Raw genomic sequence first — 15031 nt, forward strand, 5'->3', positions numbered from 1 at the left:
GTACGGATCAGCGCATCGCGCTTGATCTGGATCGCGGCGGTCAGACGCGGGCGTGCAGCCGCGGGCGCGATGCCTGGTCCTGGCGGCCGGCATGGTAGACGTGTTCCCAGCACTCGTCGACGAACTGGCGTGCCTGTTCTTCGGACAGGCGCGGCATGATCTGCAGCGCGTAATGGGTCTGGAACATTTCATCGCGCTGCTCATCGCTGGCACGCGGTTGCGTGATCAGCGAGTCGCAGGCGAATTTGATCCACGGCACGTAATGGCCGAACGAGCCCGTCCCGAGGTTGCCGTCGGCATGACGCTGGCGCCAGTGGCTGACTTCGGCGTCGACATCGATGACGGCAGGGATGGAGATCTGGGCGGAAGACATGGTCACTTCAGTTTGGGAAGAAGGGAATCTGGATGATGGCGTAGAGCGCGGTGCAAGCGATGTCATGGCGATGTGGAGCCTGTGTGGCGGCGTTGGCTGCGGTGTTCGCCGAGCAGATGCGCGTGGTGGACCACGCCCAGGCGTTCGGCCAGGGTGGCCAGCCGGTTGCAGACCGCGACGCGGTGATGGGGATGGCGCCGCGTCAACTCATCCTGGATCGCCTGGTAGGCATCCCAGAAAGGCGCGGCGTTGCGGTGGCGTGCGTAATGCACCTGCAGTCTTTCCCACGCGTCCATCAACGCAGGTTCGACGGAGGAGGTGCGGCGGGTTTGGGCATGCATGACGTCTCCTCGACGATGGTGCCCCTGTGCAACCACCTTAAGACGTTCATGCAGTCGCGTTGTTAGCAGCGCGTGTTCGCCGTGTCCGGCAGCGGTCGACGGCGCGTGATGGCGCCACGCGCAGACACCCGCGGCACAGGGGCCTGCACCCCGTCCGTGTCACTGAAGCATTCAGAACGTTGCAGCGCCCGCGCGCGCCGCAACGGGAGCGCGCGGAGCTCTTTCGCGCGGATCCGCGCAGAAGCGGGCGTACTTACACGCCGATGTCTTCGTTCCAGACCTCGGGATGGGCGTTGATGAAGCCGCCGAGCAGGTCGATGCAGGCCTGGCTCTGCATGTCGATCACGGTGACGCCGTTCTCGCGCAGCCAGTCGATGCCGCCCTGGAAGGTGACCGATTCGCCGACCACCACGGTGCCGATGTTGAACTGGCGGACCAGCCCGCTGCAGTACCAGCAGGGGGCCAGGGTGGTGACCATGATGGTGTCCTGGTACCGGCGTTGGCGACCCGCCTTGCGGAACGCATCGGTCTCGCCGTGCACGGACGGGTCGCCTTCCTGCACGCGGCGGTTGTGGCCGCAGCCGAGCAGGCGGCCATCGTTGTGGTACAGCGCGGCGCCGATCGGGATGCCGCCTTCGGCCAGGCCCTGGCGGGCTTCGGCGATGGCGGTCTCGAGCAGGGCGGCGTAGTCGGGGGTGGTGATCATGCGCAATCCAGGGACGTGAAGGCCTTCATCATAGTGGGCGGCCTGCCGCAACGGCGCCGGCGGTGCGATAATCGTCCCATGAGCGAATCCCCCTACAAGACTGGCACCACCCATTTCGGCTTCCGCGATGTCGCTGCGAAGGACAAGCAGAAGCTGGTGGGCGAAGTGTTCACCTCGGTCGCGCGCAGCTACGACCTGATGAACGATCTGATGAGCCTGGGCATCCACCGGGCGTGGAAGCGCTACTACGTAGCCACCGCGCAGGTGAAGCCGGGCGACCGCGTGCTCGACCTGGCCGGCGGCACCGGTGACATCGCCGCGCTGATCAAGGAGCGGGTCGGGGACGAGGGTGAAGTGGTGCTGGGCGACATCAACGCCGGCATGCTCTCGGTCGGCCGTGACCGGCTGACCAACCGCGGCCTGGTCGCGGGCCTGAACTACGTCCAGTGCAACGCCGAAGCACTGCCGTTCCCGGATGCGAGCTTCGACCTGGTCACGATCGCCTTCGGCCTGCGCAACGTCACCGACAAGGAAGCCGGCCTGCGCGAGATGCACCGCGTGCTCAAGGTGGGCGGCCAGGCACGCGTGCTGGAATTCTCCGAGGTCACCGCGGACTGGTTCAAGCCGATCTACGATTTCCACTCGTTCAAGATCCTGCCGAAGCTGGGCCAGCTGTTCGCGCGCGATGGCGACAGCTACCAGTACCTGGCCGAGAGCATCCGCAAGCATCCGCCGCAGGAGCAGCTCAAAGCGATGATGGCCGAGGCCGGTTTCGAGCGGTGCCATTACAAGAACCTGACCGGCGGGATCGTCTCGATCCACTCCGGCTACAAGCTCTGACGCGTCGCGCAGCCAACTGAATGCGCAGACCGCCACGTACGGCCTGCGCGCGGTCCCGGGACAGGGGTAAACTGGTCGTTTCACCCTGATCGGTCCTGTTCATGCGATCTCCGTTCCTGTTGATTCCCCTGGCCGTCGCCTTGGCGTCCGGCTGCTCCAAAGAACCGGCGGCTCCGACCGTCGATCCCACTGCCAATGCGCCGGCGGGCACTGCCATGAAAGCGGACAGCCGCAGCCACGATGAAAGCTCGTACGCCGAGCCGGACAAGGTGGTCGTCAAGGACCTCGCGCTGGATCTGAAGCTGGATTTCGACAGCAAGCAGATCGGTGGCACCGCGACCTACACCCTGGAGTGGAAGGACAAGGCCGCCAAGCAGCTGGTGCTGGACACCCGCGAACTGAGCGTGGAGAAGGTCGAGGCGATCGCCGCCGACGGCAAGGCCGCGCCGCTGCCCTTCGTGCTGGCACCGGCCGACAAGGTGTTCGGCAGCAAGCTGAGCATCGAGACCCCGGACCAGCCGGCCAAGGTCGTGATCACGTATCACACCGCACCGACCGCCTCGGGCCTGCAGTGGCTGGAGCCGTCGATGACGGAGGGCAAGAAGCTGCCCTTCATGTTCAGCCAGTCGCAGGCGATCCACGCCCGTTCCTGGGTGCCGTTGCAGGACACCCCGAGCGTGCGCTTCACCTACAGCGCGCATGTGGTCTCGCGCCCGGACGTGATGGTGCTGATGAGCGCCGACAACGATCCCAAGGCCGCGCGTGATGGTGATTACACCTTCAAAATGCCGCAGCCGATCCCGTCCTACCTGCTGGCCATCGCCGCCGGCGACCTGGTGTTCGAGCCGATCTCCGGCCGCTCCGGGGTGTGGGCCGAACCGACCATGGTCGGCAAGGCCGCCAAGGAGTTCGAAGACACCGAGAAGATGATCGGCGCCGCCGAGAAGCTCTACGGTGAGTACCGCTGGGGCCGCTACGACATGCTGGTGCTGCCGCCGTCGTTCCCGTTCGGTGGCATGGAGAACCCGCGCCTGACCTTCGCCACCCCGACCGTGATCGTCGGCGACAAGTCGCTGGTTTCGCTGGTCGCCCACGAACTGGCGCACAGCTGGTCGGGCAACCTGGTGACCAACGCCAGCTGGAAGGACATCTGGCTCAACGAAGGCTTCACCACCTACGTGCAGGGCCGCATCACCGAGGCGCTGTACGGCCAGGAAATGGCCGAGATGGAGCGCGAGATCGACCAGAACGATCTGCTCGCCGAGGTGAAGGACATGAGCCCGGCCGACCAGGCCCTGGCGCTGCCGCCGCTGAGCGAGCGTGATCCGGACGAGGCGCTGAGCCAGGTCGCCTACGTCAAGGGTTCGTGGTTCCTGCAGTTCCTGGAGCAGCGCTTCGGCCGCGAGACCTTCGATCCGTTCCTGCGCGGCTGGTTCGATGACCACGCCTTCCAGAGCGCCAACACCGACCAGTTCGTCGAATACCTGAAGAAGAACCTGCTGTCCAAGAAGCCTGGCGCCGTCACCGATGCCGAGCTGAAAGCATGGCTGGACGAGCCGGGCATCCCGTCGTTCGCGACCAAGGCCCGCTCGCGCAACTTCTCCATCGTGGATACCGCACGCATCGCGTGGCAGGGCAGCAACACGCTGCCGAATGCGCAGATCACCGGCGAGTGGGGCACCCAGGAATGGGTGCACTTCATCGACGGCCTGGGCAAGACCCTGCCGGTCGAGAAACTGGCTGCGCTGGACAAGGCGTACCACTTCACCGGTACGGCCAACGGCGAGATCGCGATGCGCTGGTACCCGCTGACGATCCGCAGCGGCTACAGCGAAGCGAACGAGGCCGCCGGTGCGTTCATCGAGCGCGTTGGCCGCCGCAAGCTGATCCTGCCGATCTACGCCGAACTGGTGAAGACGCCGGAAGGCCTGGCCTTTGCCAAGGCGGCCTTCGCCAAGGCGAAGCCGGGGTATCACCCGATCACCACCGGCTCGGTCCAGGACATGCTGGACAAGGCCGAGGCGGGCACGGCCAAGCCGTAATCGCCAGACGCATCGGTTGAACGAAAAACGGCGGGGAAACCCGCCGTTTTTTCATGCCGCGGCGCCAGCGCTCACACCGCGCGCACCGCCAGGAACATGTCCACGCAGTCGTGCATCACCTGCTGCTGCTGCGCTGGTGCCAGCGGTGGCTGGCCGAAGGTGATCTGCGGCCAGAATGCAAACGCCTTGAGCATCGCCTGCAACTGGTGGGCCGCCTCGGCGGGCGGCATCTCCGCGCGCAGCCGGCCGTCGGCCTGGGCGGCGCGGATCCAGCCGGTCAGGCCTTCTTCCTTCTCGGCCAGCTTGTCCATCATCGCGCGCGCCCGTTCGGGCGTGTGCACCAGTTCGGCCATCGCCACCCGGGACAGATCGATGAAGCCGGGGTCGTCGAGCAGGCGCATCTTCCGCGCCGCGAATACCAGCAATTGATCGCGCAGCGGCCGTGCCGGATCGTACGGCACGACATCCAGTGCCTGGCTCGCCTCGAACAGTTGCCACAGGATCGCGGTGAACAGTTCGTCCTTGCTGGCGAAGTGGTTGTAGACGGTGCGCTTGGATACCTCGGCCGTGGCCGCGATGCGGTCCATGCTGGTGCCGGCGAAGCCGAAGGTGCGGAACTCGGCTACCGCCGCCTCGAGGATGGCCGCGCGCTTGCGGTCGGTCAGGCGGGTAGGGCGGTCGGAGGGGCTCATGCCGCCACTTTACACCGTTCAGTTTACTTTTCGGAAAAGGTAAGTACACTCGCCGGTGTACTTTCCAGGGCAAGCCCCGATGACGCGTCGCCTGCCTCGATTCCTCCTCCTTCTGACGGTGTTGATCGCCATGTCCATTGGCCTGTTGACCTGCGGTGCCCGCCCGGCTGCCGCCTATGACCAGTCGCCGCAGTTCGGCGACGGGCGCTTCCACAATCCCGTCGGCAAGAGCGCGCTCGGCTTCGTCGGCACGCTGGGCGTGATGTGGAAGTTCCTGTTCGACAAGCCGGCCGATGCCAGCCCGCTGGCGCCGATCCCGGTGCAGGCGCTGACCCGCCAGGCCCTGCTCGATGCGCCCGATGACAGCCTGTGGCGGCTGGGGCACTCGACGATGCTGATGAAGCTGGACGGCCATTTCTGGCTGACCGACCCGGTGTTCGCCGAGCGCGCCTCGCCGATGTCGTTCATGGGCCCGAAGCGCTTCCACGCCCCGCCGTTGAGCATCGACGAACTGCCGCCCATCACCGGCGTGATCATCTCCCACGACCACTACGATCACCTCGACCACGCGGCCATCCTCGCGCTCGCGCCGAAGGTGCAGCACTTCGTCACCGCGCTCGGCGTGGGTAACCGTTTGATCGGGTGGGGCGTGCCGGCGGCGAAGGTGGTGCAGCTGGACTGGTGGCAGGACACCCGCGTGGAGGGCCTGAAGATCGTCGCGACCCCGGCCCAGCATTTTTCCGGGCGCACCCTGGCCGACGGCAACCGCACGTTGTGGGCCTCGTGGGTGATCGACACCGGGCATACCCGGATCTTCTTCAGCGGTGACACTGGCTACTTCGATGGCTTTGCCCGCATCGGCGAGCGCTACGGCCCGTTCGACCTGACCATGATCGAGACCGGCGCCTACGATGCGCAGTGGCCGGACGTGCACATGCAGCCCGAACAGAGCCTGCAGGCGCACCTGGACGTGCGTGGCAAGGTGATGATGCCGATCCACAACGGCACCTTCGACCTCGCGCTGCACCCGTGGACCGAACCGTTCGAACGCATCACCACGCTGGCGCAGGAACAGGGCGTGGCGCTGACCGCGCCGCACATGGGCGAGCGCCTGGATATCCGCGCACCGGCACCGTCCACCCAGTGGTGGCGCGAAGGGCAGCCGGCCACGCCGTGAGGGTGGCGCCGAACGGCGTCGTGCCGGCATGACGCGCTTGGCGATAAAGTAGGCGCAGGCGCCTGGCGCGCCATCGTCCAACACGGAGCACCCAATGAAGCGACTGATCCTGGTAGCGGCCTGCGCCTTCGCGCTGGCCGCCTGCAGCAACCCCGAGGCCGAGCGCCAGGCGCAGGAAGCCGCCGCAGCCGCCGCCAAGGCGCAGCAGGAAGAGAAGGCCGAAGGCGTGGCCAAGCAGTACGACATGGCCGTCGCCGCGCAGGATTGGGAGCGCGCGCGCATCCACGGCGGCTCGCTGCTGGATCAGTACAAGGACACCGACGTGGCTGCCCGCATCGAACCGGGCTACGCCGAGGTCAAGGCCAAGGCGGAAGCCGCGCGCGAGACGCGCCGCCTGCAGGCGCTGTGGCAGTACAACAAGATTCCGGTCGGGACCAAGGGCATCCAGGCCTCCGCGCAGATCTACAGCAAGGACCGGGTGGATGTGGACGGCAGCGGTGCCAAGCCGGTGCAGCTGGTCTTCCGCGACCATCCCGAGTGGAAGCGCCACGCCTACCTCGTGCTGCAGGCCGGCGATTTCCGCTGCCCGAAGTGCCAGGTCAAGGTGACCGTCGACGACGGCAAGCCGGTGGCGATGGCGGCCTGGCGCCCGGATACCGATGAGGCGATCGCGATGTTCATCACCGACCAGAAGGCGCTGTGGAACCTGGCGCGCAAGGCCAAGGTGATCAGCATCGAATTCCCGGTCAAGGCCGGCGGCACGCGAACGGCCGTATTCGAGACCGGCGGCGTGGACGCCAGCCAGATGCCGCAGTGGTGGCAGTGAGCGGCCTGCCGGCCATCCGTCACTGGGTGTTCGACATGGACGGTACGCTGACCGTGGCGGTGCATGATTTCCAGCGCATCAAACGCGAGCTCGCGATCCCGCAGGAAGACGACATCCTCACCCATCTCGCCGCGCTGCCGGCCGAGGTGGCGGCGGACAAGCATGACTGGCTGCTGGCACACGAACGCGCGCTGGCAGAGCGCGCGCAGGCCGCTCCCGGTGCCGTGGCCCTGGTACGCGCGCTGCACGGTGCGGGCTGCCGGCTGGGCATCCTGACCCGCAACGCGCGCGAACTCGCCCAGGTGACATTGCAGGCGATCGGAGTGGGGGATGTGTTTGCCACCGACGACATCATCGGCCGCGACGAAGCCCAGCCCAAACCGTCACCGGCCGGGCTGCAGTACTTCGTTGAGCGCTGGCAGGCAGCTCCGGCCCGGATGGTGATGGTCGGCGATCACCGTTTCGACCTCGAATGCGGCCGCGCCGCCGGTACCCGCACCCTGCTGGTCAACACGCCGGACAACCCGTGGCCGGGCCTGGCCTGCTGGCATCTGGCCGACTGCGGCGAGGTGTTGGCGGCGTGGGAAGGGAAGCGGGTTTTGGCCTGATCACACCGGACAAGGCCTGCCGCATGCTCTGCTGACGGTGGACCAGAACAGCAGCCAGGCATGGCCTGGCTCTACCCTCATCCCCCCCGATTTCCCTCTGGTGGAGAGCCCCCTTGATGTTCAAGGGGGCGCGCCAACGGCGCGGGGTTTAGGTGGAATGCGCGGGCCGGTTGCGCCACAGGCGCAGTCGGCTCAAGGGGGCGCGCCGAAGGCGGGGGGATAAGGTGGAATGCGCGGGCAGTTTGGTTACGCGTTCAACGCGTAACCAAACTGCAGCTTAAACTGCTCATTGAACTCATCAAACGTGAAGCGCTGGTTCTGGGTGCCCGGGTGCTCGACCTTCAGCGCGCCCATCAGGTTGCCCATGCGGCCGATGGTCAGCCAGTCGTAGCCCTTCTCGATGCCGTAGATCAGGCCGGCGCGGAAGGCGTCGCCACAGCCGGTCGGGTCGACCACGCGGCGCTCGTGCGCCGGCGGGATGTCATAGGTCTTTTCCGGGGTGTGGATGACCGCGCCCTTCGGGCCACGGGTGGTGATGTAGGCCTTGACCCGGCTCACGATCTCCCTTTCATCCCAGCCGGTGCGCTCCTGCAGCAGGTTGGACTCGTAGTCGTTGACCACCACGTAGTCGGCCTGTTCGATGAAGGTGCGCAGTTCCGGGCCGTTGAACAGCGGCATGGCCTGGCCCGGGTCGAAGATGAACGGCACGCCGCCTTCGAAGAATTCCTGCGAGTTCTGGATCATGCCCTCGCGCCCGTCCGGGCCGACCAGGCCCAGGGTCACGCCCGGCACGTCCTTCACGTGGTTCTCGTAGGACCGCATCATCGCGCCCGGGTGGAAGGCGGTGATCTGGTTGTTGTCGTGGTCGGTGGTGATGAACGCCTGCGGGGTGAACAGCTCGTCGATCACCTTGACCCGGCTCAGGTCGATGCCCAGGCCCTGGAAGTACTCGCGGTACGGGCCGAAGTCCGAGCCCACGGTGCCCATCGGGATCGGCTCGCCGCCCAGCAGGTACAGGTTGTAGGCGATGTTGCCTGCGCAACCGCCGAATTCACGACGCATGCGCGGCACCAGGAACGACACATTCAGGATGTGCACCTTGTCCGGCAGGATGTGATTCTTGAACTGGTCCGGAAACACCATGATGGTGTCGAAGGCAAGAGAACCACAGATCAAAGCGGACATCGAGTAAGGCCTATGCGGAAGGGAGTTTGAGGCCCGTCGGGCGGGCAACGAAACGGCGCCTCGCGGCGCCCTGCGGCGCAAAGGTTAACGGGTGAGGCGGCTTTGGGCCAGAACCCGGGCTGTCCGGATCGGCCTGAATGGCCGTGAAGGCTGGCTTTCGGCCAGATTTGTCCTTGCTCGCGCACAGGGGGATTGCTAGGCTTGTCGACCTCGAATTCTGCCCATTTTTTCGCCATCCCGCGTTGGGCGCGACACCCCTCAGGATCAACTCCCAGATGTTCAAGAAACTGCGTGGCATGTTCTCCAATGACCTGTCCATCGACCTGGGCACGGCCAACACCCTCATCTACGTGCGTGGGCAGGGGATCGTGCTGAACGAGCCGTCGGTCGTGGCCGTGCGCCAGGACCGTGCCATCGGTGGTACCCGTTCCGTGGCTGCCGTGGGCGCCGAGGCCAAGCAGATGCTCGGCCGTACCCCGGGGCATATCACCACCATCCGCCCGATGAAGGATGGCGTCATCGCCGACTTCACCTACACCGAGGCGATGCTCAAGCACTTCATCAAGAAGGTCCACAAGTCGCGCTTCCTGCGCCCGAGCCCGCGCGTGCTGGTCTGCGTGCCGGCCGGCTCGACCCAGGTCGAGCGCCGCGCGATCAAGGAATCGGCCGAGGAGGCCGGTGCGCGCGATGTGTTCCTGATCGAAGAGCCCATGGCCGCTGCGATCGGCGCCGGCATGCCGGTGACCGAAGCGCGCGGCTCGATGGTCATCGACATCGGCGGCGGCACCACCGAAGTGGCGGTGATCTCGCTGAACGGCATTGTCTACTCGGCCTCCGTGCGCATCGGCGGCGACCGCTTCGACGAATCGATCACCAACTACGTGCGCCGCAACCACGGCATGCTGATCGGTGAAGCCACCGCCGAGCGGATCAAGGTCGAGCTCGGCTGCGCCTACCCGCAGGCGGAAGTGATCGAGATGGAAATCTCCGGCCGAAACCTCGCCGAGGGCGTGCCGAAGATGATCAAGATCAACTCCAACGAGGTGCTTGAAGCCCTGCACGAGCCGCTGTCGGGCATCGTCAGCGCGGTCAAGCTGGCGCTGGAGCAGACCCCGCCGGAACTGTGTGCCGACGTCGCCGAGCGCGGCATCGTGCTGACCGGTGGTGGCGCCCTGCTGCGCGACATGGACCGCCTGATCTCCGAGGAAACCGGCCTGCACGTGCAGGTGGCCGATGACCCGCTGACCTGCGTGGCCCGCGGTGGTGGTCGTGCGCTGGAGCTGGTGGACATGCACGGCAACGAGTTCTTTGCGCCGGAGTGAGCCGTACCGGCCGTGTATCGTAGACACGCCTCTGCGGCGTGATGCCTCCGGTGAGCCCCGCTCACCGGGCGTCACCCTGCCGGGGCGTTGTCGCATGCTGTTCCCGCTGCGCTCTCGTTCCGCGCGCTTCATCCACACTTTTCCCAGTCGACGCCTGTGCCGCCTTACGCCGGTCCTCCCGTAGCCTCCCGCCAGGGCGATGCCGCCAGTCCGCTGCGCCTGCTCGCATACCTGGCGTTGGCCATCACCCTGATCGTGCTCGATGACCAGGCCGGCTGGCTGTCGCGCCTGCGCGCGCAGGCCAACGTGCTGGTGCAGCCGGTGTGGGCGCTGGCCGGCCTGCCGGGTCGCCTGGGCACCCAGGTCAAGGACAACGCGGCCAGCCACGGCCAGCTCGTCAGCGAGAACCGCGAACTGCGCAACCAGCTGCTGATCGCCAATGCGCGGCTGACCCGCCTGCAGACCGCCGCGCTGGACAATGCCCAGCTGCGCGAACTGCTCAACGTGGCCGAGCGCAGTGGCCTGGACGTGCAGCTTGCCCCGATCCTGGATATCGACCTGGACCCGGTGCGCCAGCGCCTGGTGCTGGCCGCCGGCACCCGCGATGGCGTGCATGTCGGCCAGGCGGTGATCGATGCCGGTGGCCTGATGGGCCAGGTGATCGCCACCACCGGCAACAGCGCGACCGTGCTGCTGCTCACCGACCCCGACCACGCGGTGCCGGTCACCGTGGCCCGCAACGGCGTGCGCCTGATCGTCTACGGCCGTGGCGACACGCTCGAACTGCGCGACATTCCGCTCAGTGCCGGGGTGGAAGTGGGCGACGAGATCGTCACCTCCGGTCTCGGTGGGCGCTTCCCGGCCGGATTCCCGGTCGGCAGCATCACCGCGCTGCGCCCGGATGACACCCATGCCTTCCTGGTCGGCGAGCTGAAGCCGGCCGCCCAGCTCGACCGCGGCCGCGATGTGCTGCTGCTGCGCCCGGGCGAGGCGATCCGCATCCCGCCGAACCTGCGCCGTGATGCCAGCGAAGCCGGTGGACCGGCCGCTGCGCCGCTGCAGGAGGGCGCGCCGGCCGGCACCGCGGCGGCCGCCAATGCACCGCAGGCCAACCGGCCCGGTCCGGCCGCACCGGTACCGGTGACCGCTCCGCGCCGTGCCGCAGCCGAATCTACGGTAGTGCCGGGCCATGCCCGGCAGGCCGAATCCATGGAGAACCGGGCTCGGCAGCCCGAACCCGTGGAGAACCGGCCATGAGCCGCCTGCGCGACAAACCCTGGGTGCTGCCGGTCAGCTTGGTGGTGGCCCTGCTGCTCGGCCTGCTGCCACTGCCGGCCCTGCTGCAGCCGCTGCGTCCCTACTGGCTGGCGCTGGTGCTGGCCTACTGGGTGATCGAAACACCGGACCGGGTCGGGCTGGGCATCGCCTTCGCCAGCGGCGTGATCGCCGATCTGCTCTATGGCGGCGTGCTGGGCGAGCAGGCGCTGCGGCTGGTGATCCTGACCTTCATCCTGCAGCGCTTCCGCGCGCGCATCCGCTTCTTCCCGATGTCGCAGCAGATCCTGGCGATCGGCGGCCTGCTGTTCAACGACCGCATCGTCAGCGCGGTGGTGCACATCGTGGTCGGCGAGCCGACCCTGCCGTGGTCCTACTGGTGGGCGCCGCTGCTGGGCATGGCGCTGTGGCCGCTGGTGTTCGTGCTGCTGGACGCCCTGCGCTTCGGGCGACGCGGGCGCTGACATGTACATGCGCCGCCAGGCCAAGAATCCGCATGCCGAGGCAGAACAGTTCCGGCGCCGCGCCGCGCTGGGCTTCCTCGGCGTGCTGGTGTGCCTGCTCGGCCTGGGCGGCTGGTACTTCAAGCTGCAGGTGATGGACCACGACATCTACGCCACGCGCTCGGAGGCCAACCGGATCAAGCCGCGGCCGGTGGTGCCGGGGCGCGGGATGATCTACGACCGCAACGGCCGGCTGCTGGCCGAGAACGTGCCGGCGTTCCGCCTGGACATCACCCCGGACAAGGTCAAGGACATGGACGCCACGCTGGCGGGCCTGTCGAAGATCCTCGCCCTCAGCCCGGAAGACATCGAGACCTTCAACCGGTCGCGCAAGGCCCGCCGCAGTTTCCTGCCGGTCACGCTCAAGCTGCGCGTCACCGATGAGGAGATGGCGCGCTTCGCGGTGGACCGCTGGCGTTTCCCCGGCGTGGAGCTGGAGCCGTACCTGACCCGTCGCTATCCGTATGGCGATCTGTTCGCGCACATCATCGGCTACGTCGGCCGGGTCGATGACAAGGACCTGGAGATGCTGGGCGAGGGCAATGCCGCGCTGACCCACATCGGCAAGTCCGGGCTGGAGCGCTATTACGAGCAGCAGCTGCGTGGCAAGGTCGGTTACGAGCAGGTCGAGACCAACGTACAGGGCCGGGCGATCCGCACCATCGGCCGGGTCGCGGCGCAGTCGGGCAGCGACCTGCGGCTGTCGATCGATGCCGACCTGCAGCGCGCGATGGTCGCCGCCTTCGGCGAGTTCGAGGGCGCGGCGGTGGCGATGGACCCGCGCACCGGCGAAGTGCTGGCGATGGTCAGTCTGCCGTCCTACGACCCCAACCTGTTCGTCAACGGCATCTCGCACGCCGACTTCAAAGCGCTCAACGACAACCCCTCGCGGCCGCAGTTCAACCGCCTGGTGCTTGGCGGTGTCGCGCCCGGTTCCACCATCAAGCCGCTGATCGGCCTGGCCGGCCTGGACAGCGGCGTGCGCAGGCCGGAAGACAAGATCCTCTCCACCGGCATGTTCTATCTGCCCGGCACCTCGCGCGGCTGGGGCGATGCCAACCGTGGCGGCCATGGCTGGACCGATCTGCGCAAGTCGATCACCCAGTCGGTCAACACGTATTACTACAAGCTGGCGCTGGATATGGGCATCGAGCGCTTCGACCACTACATGGGCTACTACGGGTTCGGTGCGCCGACCGGCATCGACCTGACCGGCGAGATCGGCGGCATCCTGCCGTCGCCGACGGCCAAGTTCAAGGCGCGCAAAGAGCGCTGGTATCCCGGCGACACCGTCAACGTCAGCATCGGCCAGGGTGACTGGAAGGTCACCCCGCTGCAGCTGGTGCATGGGGTGGCGGGCATCGCCGATGGCCAGCTGCGGCAGCCGCACCTGGTAATGCAGCAGCGCGCCGGTTTCGATGCGGACTGGACCGCTACGCCGCCGGGCGAAAGCAAGCCGATCAGCCCGACACCGGGCAATCTGCAGGCCGTGCGCGAAGGCATGATGGGCACCATGCAGCCGGGCGGCAGCGGTGCACGTGCTGCTGCCGGTGCGCCCTACGTGATGGCCGGCAAGACAGGCACCGCGCAGGTGATCAGCCGCCGCGGCACCGCGGCGGTCAACCCGCGCAGCCTGCCGCTGCATCTGCGCCACCGCGCGCTGTTCGTGGGCTTCGCACCGGCCGACCACCCGGTGATCGCGGTGGCGATCGCGGTGGAGGGCGGTGGTTACGGTGGCTCGGCGGCAGCACCGATCGCCCGCAAGATCTTCGACGCCTGGCTGCTCGGCAAGATGCCGGACGGCCTGGAACCGCTGGACAGTGAGCGCGGCACCACCGCGATCGGCATCACCGCGTTCGACGGTGGCGACGGTGCGGCACGTGAAGCGGGCGATGCCGCCGTGGCCGCGCTGGAGCTGCTGCCGGTGATGGTCGGTGTGCCTGCCGCGCCCGAGCCCGCCCCGGCGCCGCTGCCCGGCGCCCCCGTGCCGAGTGCCACCGCGCCGCCGACCGCACCGGAGCGGACACGATGAAGGTCTTCCTGCGCTGGGCGGTCGATATGGCCGTCCGTTTCAGCAGCTCGCTGGACTGGGTGCTGTGCCTGGCCCTGGCCGCGCTGATGCTGATCGGCCTGGCGGTGCTCAAGAGCGCCGGTGGCGACGGCCTGGTGTTTGCGCAGGGCGCGCGCTTCGCGGTCGGCCTGGCCGCGATGTGGGCGATCTCGCGCGTGTCGATCCTGCGCATCCGCTCGGCCACGCCGTTGATCTATGCGGTCTCGATGATTCCGCTGCTGGCCGTGTTCGTGCTTGGCACCGGCAAGTACGGCCGGCAGTGGCTGGATCTGAAGCTGTTCTACCTGCAGCCGGCCGAACTGCTCAAGGTCAGCCTGCCGATGATGGTGGCCTGGTACCTGCATCGCATGCCGCTGCCGCCGCGCTTCTCCACGGTGCTGACCAGCGCGGTGATCATCGGCGTACCGACTGGACTGGTGATGCTGCAGCCGGACTTCGGCACCGGCGTGCTGATCGCCGCCAGCGGTGCGTTCGTGCTGCTGCTGGCCGGCCTGCCGTGGTGGTGGGTCGGCGTGGCGGTCGGCGGCGTCGCCGCAGCCGCGCCGGTGGCCTGGTTCTGGCTGCTGCGGCCGTACCAGAAGGACCGCATCATGATGTTCATGGACCCGGAGAGCGATGCGCTCGGCGCCGGCTGGAACATCATCCAGTCCAAAATCGCGATCGGCTCGGGGGGCTTCGACGGCAAGGGCTGGGGACAGGGCTCGCAGTCGCACCTGAACTTCATTCCCGAGCAGACCACCGACTTCGCCTTCTCCGTGCTCAGCGAGGAGTTCGGCTGGATCGGCGTGGCCATCGTGCTGGCGCTGTACCTGGTGGTGATCGGGCGCTGCCTGTGGATCGCCTCGCAGTCGCGCGATACCTATTCGCGCCTGCTGGCGGGCGCGACCGGCCTGGCGTTCTTCGTCTACGTGCTGGTCAACGGCGGCATGATTTCCGGCCTGCTGCCGGTGGTCGGGGTGCCGATGCCCTTGATCAGTTACGGCGGTACCTCGGCGGTATCGCTGCTGGCCGGCTTCGGCCTGGTGATGGCGGTACGTCGCCACAACCCGGTGCACGGCGGCTACGGCTGA

General features: G+C 67.4%; 15 protein-coding genes. 10 read left to right on the forward strand and 5 right to left on the reverse strand.

The genetic code is table 11. The features are described 5' to 3' along the window. Nucleotides 1-40: 40 nt before the first annotated feature. The 3 genes from ABE473_RS09835 to ABE473_RS09845 form a co-directional block, all read right to left on the reverse strand. A complete protein-coding gene (locus tag ABE473_RS09835; RefSeq protein ID WP_179460024.1) occupies nt 41-373 on the reverse strand; it encodes a hypothetical protein in 333 nt (110 codons plus the stop codon). 62 nt (nt 374-435) lie between these two features. Further along, nucleotides 436-714, reverse strand: coding sequence for a hypothetical protein (locus ABE473_RS09840; protein WP_346489341.1), 279 nt, complete (start codon nt 712-714; stop codon nt 436-438). 253 nt (nt 715-967) lie between these two features. Beyond that, entirely contained in the window at nt 968-1420 is a 453-nt protein-coding gene (locus ABE473_RS09845) for a nucleoside deaminase (RefSeq protein ID WP_346489342.1), read from the reverse strand. 78 nt (nt 1421-1498) lie between these two features. On the opposite strand from ABE473_RS09845, the gene ubiE reads away from it, so the two are divergent. After that, a complete protein-coding gene (ubiE, locus tag ABE473_RS09850) occupies nt 1499-2260 on the forward strand; it encodes a bifunctional demethylmenaquinone methyltransferase/2-methoxy-6-polyprenyl-1,4-benzoquinol methylase UbiE (protein WP_019186052.1) in 762 nt (253 codons plus the stop codon). A gap of 101 nt (nt 2261-2361) precedes the next feature. Next, nucleotides 2362-4302: a M1 family metallopeptidase gene (locus ABE473_RS09855; protein WP_346489343.1), complete on the forward strand. Its 1941-nt coding sequence runs from the start codon at nt 2362-2364 to the stop codon at nt 4300-4302. 71 nt (nt 4303-4373) lie between these two features. On the opposite strand, the gene ABE473_RS09860 is transcribed toward ABE473_RS09855, so the two are convergent. Next, nucleotides 4374-4994 carry a TetR/AcrR family transcriptional regulator gene (locus tag ABE473_RS09860; protein WP_179460027.1) on the reverse strand — a complete coding sequence of 207 codons (621 nt, stop codon included), beginning with the start codon at nt 4992-4994 and terminating at the stop codon, nt 4374-4376. Between the two features lie 130 nt (nt 4995-5124). On the opposite strand from ABE473_RS09860, the gene ABE473_RS09865 reads away from it, so the two are divergent. The 3 genes from ABE473_RS09865 (at nt 5125) to ABE473_RS09875 (ending at nt 7605) form a co-directional block, all read left to right on the forward strand. Next, a complete protein-coding gene (locus tag ABE473_RS09865; protein ID WP_346489344.1) occupies nt 5125-6171 on the forward strand; it encodes an MBL fold metallo-hydrolase in 1047 nt (348 codons plus the stop codon). A gap of 94 nt (nt 6172-6265) precedes the next feature. Next, nucleotides 6266-6997 carry a hypothetical protein gene (locus ABE473_RS09870; protein WP_346489345.1) on the forward strand — a complete coding sequence of 244 codons (732 nt, stop codon included), beginning with the start codon at nt 6266-6268 and terminating at the stop codon, nt 6995-6997. A gap of 5 nt (nt 6998-7002) precedes the next feature. Then, nucleotides 7003-7605, forward strand: a complete 603-nt coding sequence (locus ABE473_RS09875) for an HAD family hydrolase (RefSeq protein WP_346489372.1) — start codon at nt 7003-7005, stop codon at nt 7603-7605. Between the two features lie 246 nt (nt 7606-7851). Here the strand turns inward: ABE473_RS09875 and ABE473_RS09880 are convergent, their stop codons facing one another. Next, entirely contained in the window at nt 7852-8790 is a 939-nt protein-coding gene (locus tag ABE473_RS09880; protein WP_346489346.1) for a carbohydrate kinase family protein, read from the reverse strand. A gap of 275 nt (nt 8791-9065) precedes the next feature. On the opposite strand from ABE473_RS09880, the gene ABE473_RS09885 reads away from it, so the two are divergent. From ABE473_RS09885 to rodA, 5 genes are all read left to right on the forward strand, one after another. After that, on the forward strand, nt 9066-10112 hold the full coding sequence (locus ABE473_RS09885; RefSeq protein WP_019186044.1) for a rod shape-determining protein: 1047 nt from the start codon (nt 9066-9068) through the stop codon (nt 10110-10112). Nucleotides 10113-10268: 156 nt separating this feature from the next. Beyond that, the gene (mreC, locus tag ABE473_RS09890; RefSeq protein WP_346489347.1) at nt 10269-11369 is read left to right on the forward strand and encodes a rod shape-determining protein MreC; all 1101 of its coding nucleotides are present in this window, start codon (nt 10269-10271) and stop codon (nt 11367-11369) included. Continuing rightward, entirely contained in the window at nt 11366-11851 is a 486-nt protein-coding gene (gene mreD / locus ABE473_RS09895) for a rod shape-determining protein MreD (protein WP_019186042.1), read from the forward strand. The genes mreC and mreD overlap by 4 nt, the downstream gene beginning before the upstream one ends. 1 nt (nt 11852) lies before the next feature. Further along, entirely contained in the window at nt 11853-13922 is a 2070-nt protein-coding gene (gene mrdA / locus ABE473_RS09900) for a penicillin-binding protein 2 (RefSeq protein ID WP_346489348.1), read from the forward strand. Continuing rightward, on the forward strand, nt 13919-15031 hold the full coding sequence (gene rodA / locus ABE473_RS09905; RefSeq protein WP_346489349.1) for a rod shape-determining protein RodA: 1113 nt from the start codon (nt 13919-13921) through the stop codon (nt 15029-15031). Before mrdA ends, rodA begins: the two co-directional genes overlap by 4 nt.

Origin of the sequence: Stenotrophomonas sp. TWI700, assembly GCF_039673645.1 — a bacterium.
Lineage (GTDB): Bacteria > Pseudomonadota > Gammaproteobacteria > Xanthomonadales > Xanthomonadaceae > Stenotrophomonas > Stenotrophomonas maltophilia_AA.

Bases quoted from the DNA above. Each gene is read 5' to 3' on its own strand.
- mrdA (WP_346489348.1), top strand. From the start codon at position 11,853: ATGTACATGCGCCGCCAGGCCAAGAATCCGCATGCCGAGGCAGAACAG.
- ABE473_RS09855 (WP_346489343.1), top strand. From the start codon at position 2,362: ATGCGATCTCCGTTCCTGTTGATTCCCCTGGCCGTCGCCTTGGCGTCC.
- ABE473_RS09870 (WP_346489345.1), top strand. From the start codon at position 6,266: ATGAAGCGACTGATCCTGGTAGCGGCCTGCGCCTTCGCGCTGGCCGCC.
- ubiE (WP_019186052.1), top strand. From the start codon at position 1,499: ATGAGCGAATCCCCCTACAAGACTGGCACCACCCATTTCGGCTTCCGC.
- ABE473_RS09835 (WP_179460024.1), bottom strand. From the start codon at position 373: ATGTCTTCCGCCCAGATCTCCATCCCTGCCGTCATCGATGTCGACGCC.
- mreD (WP_019186042.1), top strand. From the start codon at position 11,366: ATGAGCCGCCTGCGCGACAAACCCTGGGTGCTGCCGGTCAGCTTGGTG.
- rodA (WP_346489349.1), top strand. From the start codon at position 13,919: ATGAAGGTCTTCCTGCGCTGGGCGGTCGATATGGCCGTCCGTTTCAGC.
- ABE473_RS09885 (WP_019186044.1), top strand. From the start codon at position 9,066: ATGTTCAAGAAACTGCGTGGCATGTTCTCCAATGACCTGTCCATCGAC.
- ABE473_RS09840 (WP_346489341.1), bottom strand. From the start codon at position 714: ATGCATGCCCAAACCCGCCGCACCTCCTCCGTCGAACCTGCGTTGATG.
- ABE473_RS09880 (WP_346489346.1), bottom strand. From the start codon at position 8,790: ATGTCCGCTTTGATCTGTGGTTCTCTTGCCTTCGACACCATCATGGTG.
- ABE473_RS09845 (WP_346489342.1), bottom strand. From the start codon at position 1,420: ATGATCACCACCCCCGACTACGCCGCCCTGCTCGAGACCGCCATCGCC.
- ABE473_RS09860 (WP_179460027.1), bottom strand. From the start codon at position 4,994: ATGAGCCCCTCCGACCGCCCTACCCGCCTGACCGACCGCAAGCGCGCG.
- ABE473_RS09865 (WP_346489344.1), top strand. From the start codon at position 5,125: ATGTCCATTGGCCTGTTGACCTGCGGTGCCCGCCCGGCTGCCGCCTAT.